The organism is Zetaproteobacteria bacterium, from assembly GCA_003696765.1.
GTDB lineage: Bacteria > Pseudomonadota > Zetaproteobacteria > Mariprofundales > J009 > RFFX01.
Genome location: RFFX01000052.1, coordinates 1 through 6,383 on the forward strand (window position 1 = coordinate 1; position 6,383 = coordinate 6,383).

At 65.5% G+C, this 6,383-nt stretch carries 3 protein-coding genes; all 3 read left to right on the forward strand.

Annotated features, from left to right (window positions below; genetic code table 11):
- Window positions 1-98 precede the first annotated feature (98 nt).
- Complete coding sequence (locus tag D6682_05515) at window positions 99-1,505, forward strand: efflux RND transporter periplasmic adaptor subunit (GenBank protein RMH51068.1); 1,407 nt, start codon at window positions 99-101, stop codon at window positions 1,503-1,505.
- A gap of 40 nt (window positions 1,506-1,545) precedes the next feature.
- Entirely contained in the window at window positions 1,546-4,722 is a 3,177-nt protein-coding gene (locus tag D6682_05520; protein ID RMH51069.1) for an efflux RND transporter permease subunit, read from the forward strand.
- Window positions 4,719-6,383 (forward strand): YHS domain-containing protein (locus D6682_05525; protein RMH51070.1); only part of this gene is annotated, 1,665 nt, incomplete at its 3' end. The genes D6682_05520 and D6682_05525, both read left to right, overlap by 4 nt.

A 6,383-nucleotide genomic window follows, 5' to 3' on the forward strand; every position in this document is an offset into this window, starting at 1 on the left:
TGCGGATGCAAGCGACGGTTTTGTAAGGGGATCGAAGACCGCGCTCTTCGATCCCCGTCAAGCAAAAAGTCCATGGACGGACTTTTTGCGCTGGAAACATGAATAGAAAAGTTATGTTGGGGGTTGCGCTGGCTCTGGCCGCCGGGCTGGGCGCAGGCTGGCTGCTCTTTGGTGGCGCGCATGGCGGGGATGATGGCGGCGGTGCACCTGCGGTAGCGGCCGGGGATGGCCCCTGCGCAGGGGGCAAGCCACCGCTCTTCTGGCGCAATCCGATGAATCCCTCGGTGACCAGCCCGACCTTCCAGAAGGACTCGATGGGCATGGATTATATCCCGGTCTGCGCGGAAGAGTCCTCCGGCGGGGGCAGGGCGCCGGCTGGTACGGTGAAGATCGATCCGACGGTGGAGCAGAACATCGGTGTGCGGCTGGCACCGGTGGTGCGCAAGGAGGTGTCGCGCACGATCACCACCGTCGGCCGCGTCACCTATGACGAGACCAGGCTGGTCACGCTCCATCCCAAGGTCGAGGGGTGGGTGGAGAGGCTCTTCGTCGACAAGACCGGAGCGCAGGTGCAGCAGGGGACGATGCTGCTCTCCTACTACGCGCCGCAACTGGTGGCGACCGAGCAGGAGTATCTGCTGGCGCTGGCCAACTGGCGGCAGTTGAAGAGCAGCCCCTATGCCGACATCCGCGACGGCGCCAGGCGGCTGCTTGCGTCGTCACTGGAGCGGCTCCGTTTCTTCGATGTGCCCGAGCACCAGATCCGGGCGTTGGAGCGGACGCATCGGGTGCGCAAGAACCTGCACATCCACTCTCCAGCCGCCGGCGTGGTCACGAAGATCGGTGTGCGCGAAGGGGCGCATGTGACGCCGAAGAGCGAGCTCTACCAGATCGCCGACCTCTCCCGGGTCTGGGTACTGGCCGATCTCTACCAGTACGAGATCGGCTGGGTGCGCAAGGGCGACCGGGCGGAGCTGACCGTCGCCTCGTTGCCCGGGCGGAAGTTCACCGGTCGCATCAGCTACATCTACCCCTATCTCGATGCCAGGACCCGGACCAACAAGGTGCGGCTCGAGTTCGACAACGCCGACGGGTTGCTCAAGCCGGAGATGTTCGGTGATGTGCGGATCGTTGCCAGCCGCAGGAAGACGGGGCTGTTCGTGCCGCGTGCGGCGGTGCTGATCACCGGCAAGGGGGCGCACCTCTTCGTGCAGCGCGCCCCGGGGCGGTTCGAGCCGCGTTCGGTGGAGACCGGTGCCCGCGTGGACGGGATGATCGAGATCCGCTCCGGCGTGCAGGACGGCGAGCTGGTGGTGACCAGCGGCCAGTTTCTGATCGATTCCGAGTCCTCGATTCGTGAAGCCGCGGCCAAGATGGTGGCACCGAAGCAACCGGATACCGGCGGCATGAGCATGGAGGGCATGAGCATGGAGGGGATGAAGATGACCCCGTCCAAGGGCTCCGGGATGAAGACGGGCGGCAAGCCGATGGATGGCTCCCGATGAGCGGGGTGGCTGCGCGCGCTGCGATGCGGGGGAGGCTCTGATGATCGGCAACATCATCGACGCCAGTCTGAAGAACAGGCTGATGGTGCTGATCTTCAGCGCGGTGCTGGTTGCCGCAGGCCTGTTCGCGGTCAGGAATATCAAGCTCGATGCCATTCCCGATCTCTCCGATGTGCAGGTGATCGTCTTCACCAACTATGCCGGTCAGGCGCCGCAGGTGGTCGAAGATCAGGTGACCTATCCGCTGACCACGGCGATGCTGGCCGTGCCCCATGCCAAGGTGGTGCGCGGCTACTCCTTCTTCGGCTTCTCGGTGGTCTACATCATCTTCGAGGACGGCACGGACATCTACTGGGCACGCAGTCGTGTGCTCGAATACCTGAACTATGTCGCGGGACGCCTGCCGCAGGGGGTGACCCCGACCCTCGGCCCGGACGCCACCGGTGTGGGCTGGGTCTACGAGTACGCGCTGGTCGATCGAAGCGGCAGGCACGATCTGGCCGAGCTGCGCTCGATTCAGGACTGGTACATGCGTTATGCGTTGCAGACGGTGCCGGGCGTGGCCGAGGTGGCATCCGTCGGTGGTTTTGTGAAGCAGTATCAGGTCGAGGTCGACCCGAACGCGCTGGCCGAATACGGCATCCCGCTCTCGCGCGTGAAGCATGCCATCCGGCGCTCGAACAACGATGTCGGCGGTCGTCTGATCGAGATGGGCGAGACCGAGTTCATGGTGCGCGGCAAGGGATACATCAAGGAGATCGCTGATCTGGAAACCATCCCGGTTGGTGTGGACGACAAGGGGACACCGATCCTGCTGCGCGATGTGGCGCAGATCCATCTCGGCCCGGAGCTCAGGCGCGGCCTGGTCGATCTCGATGGCGAGGGCGAGGTGGCCGGCGGGGTGATCGTCATGCGCTATGGTGAGAACGCGCTGACCACCATCGAGGCGGTGCGTGCGAAGCTTGCCGAGCTCAAAGCGGGTCTGCCGAAGGGGGTGGAGATCGTGCCGGTCTACGATCGCGGCGGGCTGATCGAACGGGCGGTGGAGAACCTGAAGGGGAAGCTCATCGAGGAGTTTCTGGTGATTTCCCTGGTCTGCGTGCTCTTTCTGATGCATGCGAGAAGCGCGCTGGTGGCGATCGTGACATTGCCGCTTGGGGTGTTGATCGCCTTTCTGTTGATGCACTGGCAGGGGCTGGCGGCGAACATCATGAGTCTGGGCGGGATTGCCATCACGCTGGGTGCGATGGTCGATGGCGCCATCGTGCTGATCGAGAACGCCCACAAGCATCTGGAGCAGGAGGAGGATGCCAGGGGGCGGCCGTTGCGGGGGGGCGAGCGCTGGGCCGCCGTGGGCCGTGCCGCGCGCGAGGTGGGGCCGGCGCTCTTCTTCAGCCTGCTGATCATCACCGTCTCCTACATGGCCATCTTCACGCTGGAGGCGCAGGAGGGTCGGCTGTTCAAGCCGCTGGCCTTCACCGCCACCTACGCGATGCTCGGCTCGGCGGTGCTGGCGGTGACACTGGTGCCGCTGTTGATGGGCTGGTTCATCCGCGGCAAGGTGATGCCGGAGGAGAAGAACCCGGTCAACCGGGCGCTGCAGTGGATGCATACGCCGGTGCTGGCGGCGGCGTTGCGGCATCGCTGGGTGACGCTGTTGATCGCGCTGGGGCTGCTTGCGTCGATGGCTGTTCCGATGAGCAGGATCGGCTCCGAGTTCATGCCGCCGCTCGATGAGGGGGACATCCTCTACATGCCGACCACCTTCCCCGGGATTTCGATCACCAAGGCGAAGGAGCTGCTGCAGCAGACCGACAGGATCCTCACATCCTTCCCCGAGGTGGCCTCGGTCTTCGGTAAGGTGGGGCGCGCGGAGACCGCCACCGATGCGGCGCCGTTGTCGATGATCGAGACCATCGTGCGGCTCAAACCGAGGAAGGAGTGGCCCGATCCCGACAAGCCCACCAAGGCGCTGATGCGGGAGATGGACGTGGCGATCAAGTTCCCCGGTATGGCCAATGCCTGGACCTATCCGATCAAGACGCGCATCGACATGCTCTCCACCGGCATCAAGACGCCGATCGGGATCAAGGTGTCGGGCCCGGATCTCAATGTACTGCAGCAGGTGGGCAAGTCGATCGAGCAGGTGGTCAAGCAGCTGCCGGAGACCACCTCGGCGTTCAGTGACCGGGCCGCCGGCGGCTACTATCTGGATATCGACATCCATCGCGCGCAGGCCGCCCGCTATGGATTGACCGTCGGGGATGTCGAGGAGGTGGTCGCGTCGGCCATCGGCGGAATGAATGTGACGCAGACGGTGGAGGGGCTGGAGCGTTACCCGGTCAACCTGCGCTACCCGCGCGATTTCCGCAGCGACCCGGATGCGCTCAAGCGGGTGTTGATTCCCACCCCGACCGGGGCGCAGATCCCGCTGGCCGAGGTGGCCGATATCGCCATCCGGCGCGGGCCGCCAGCGATCAAGAGCGAGAACGCGCGTCTCTCCGCCTGGGTCTATGTCGATATCTCGACCTCGGATATCGGCGGCTATGTCGCCAAGGCAAAGCAGGTCATTCATGACCGGGTGAAGCTTCCGCCCGGCTATACGCTGGAGTGGTCCGGCCAGTTCGAGTACATGGAGCGCGCGGCGGCGAAGATGCGGATCGTGATTCCGGCGACGCTGCTGCTGATCTTCCTGTTGCTCTACTTCAACTTCGGCAACCTGACCGCACCCGTGGTGGTGATGTTGTCGGTGCCGTTCGCGTTGATCGGCGGCTTCTGGCTGGTCTGGTGGCTGGGATTCAATCTGAGCGTGGCGGTGGCGGTCGGCTTCATCGCCCTGGCCGGTGTGGCGGCCGAGATCGGGGTGCTGGTGCTGACCTTCATCGATCAGGAGGTGGCCGTGCAACGAGAGGCGGCCGGCGGACGGCTGGATTCCGTACTGCTGCGTGCCGCTGTGCAACGGGGTGTGGCCAAGCGGGTACGGCCGATCGCCATGACGGCGACAGCGGTGATTGCGGGGCTGGTGCCGATCATGTTCGGCGGTGGTACCGGCAGCGATGTCATGCAGCGCATCGCAGCACCCATGATCGGCGGCATGGTGACCACCACCCTGCTCTGTTTGATCGTGCTGCCGGTGGTGTATGGTGCGCTGCTGCAGCGGCAGGAGCGTAAAGGTTTCCTGGGACGACGGCAGGTGGCTGGAAGGAGCAAGGTATGAGTACGGAACAGTTTCGGGATCCCGTTTGCGGCATGGAAGTACATGAACACAGCGAACACGCGCGCACCTTCCGCGGCGCCGGGTTCCGCTTCTGCAGCGCGCACTGTCTGGAACGATTCAACGAAAATCCCAACGACTATCTGGGCGAGTACGTGTTCATCGATCCTGTCTGCGGCATGAAGGTGCCGGCCCATTCGACCAACCGGGTCGAGCACCGGGGTCACACCTACTACTTCTGCTCCGAACACTGCATAGAAAAGTTCCAGGCCGATCCGGGGGGCTTTGAAGGCAAGGACCGGCCCGAAGCCCATGCAAACGAAGCCAGGCCGCAGGCGGCGGCCGATCCCGATGCCCTCTATTTCTGCCCGATGTGTCCGGGTCAGGAGCAGCAAGGGCCGGGCATCTGCAAGGTCTGCGGCATGGCGCTGGAGCCGATGGCCACCCCTGATCCCGGGTCGGCGGCGGCGACGGAGAACCCGGAGCTGCTGGAGATGACACGCCGGCTCAAGGTGAGCGCAGCACTCTCCCTGCCGCTCTTCGCGCTGGCGATGGTTGCCGACCTCGCCCCGGCGGCGCTCCCCTCCGGCGTGACGGAGCCGGTGGTGCAGTGGGTCGAGTTTGTGCTGGCTACGCCGGTGGTGCTCTGGGGTGGCCGCCCTTTCTTCGAGCGTTGTTACCGGTCGCTGGTCGGCTGGCACCTGAACAAGTTTACCCTGGTGGGGTTGGGCGTAGGGGTCGCCTGGGGGTACAGCATGGTGGCGCTGCTGCTGCCGGAGCTGTTCCCGCCGTTGATGCGGTCGCCGGAGGGGACGGTCCCGGTCTATTTCGAGGCCAGCGCGATGATCACCACGCTGGTGCTGCTCGGGCAGGTGCTGGAGCTGCGCGCCCGTTCGCGCACCAACGAGGCGATCACGCTGCTGCTCGGTCTGCGTCCGAATACGGCGCGGCGGGTGGCCGCCGACGGTTCGGAGGCCGATGTGCCGCTGGATCGGGTTCAGGTCGGTGATCTGCTGCGCGTCCGTCCCGGGGAGAAGGTGCCGGTCGATGGCGTGGTGGTCGAGGGCGAGAGCCGTGTGGACGAGTCGATGGTCACCGGTGAGCCGGTGCCGGTGCGCAAACAGCCGGACGATGCATTGATCGGCGGTACGGTCAACGGCAACGGCAGCCTGTTGATGCGTGCCGGCAAGGTCGGCGGCGACACGCTGCTCGCCCGCATCGTGGCCATGGTGGCCGAGGCGCAGCGCTCGCGCGCGCCGATCCAGCGGCTGGCCGATACCGTGGCCGGCTGGTTCGTGCCTGCGGTGGTGGCGGTGGCGGTGATCGCCTTTGCCGCCTGGATGGCGGTCGGTCCGGAGCCGAAGCTGGCCCATGCGCTGGTCAACGCGGTGGCGGTGTTGATCATCGCCTGCCCCTGCGCGCTGGGGCTGGCCACACCGATCTCGATCATGGTCGCCACCGGCCGTGGGGCGACGGCCGGCGTGCTGATCAGGAACGCCGAGGCACTGGAGTTGATGGAGCAGGTGGATACGGTGGTGGTGGACAAGACCGGCACCCTGACCGAAGGGCGGCCGGCTCTGACCAGCCTGGTTCCATCGTCGGGCGTCAGCGAGGCGGAGCTGCTGCGGCTGGCGGCCGCACTGGAGCGCGCCAGCGAACATCCA

What these genes read in the sequence shown, in the direction of transcription:
- D6682_05515 (RMH51068.1), top strand. Translation starts at nt 99, where the DNA reads ATGAATAGAAAAGTTATGTTGGGGGTTGCGCTGGCTCTGGCCGCCGGG.
- D6682_05520 (RMH51069.1), top strand. Translation starts at nt 1,546, where the DNA reads ATGATCGGCAACATCATCGACGCCAGTCTGAAGAACAGGCTGATGGTG.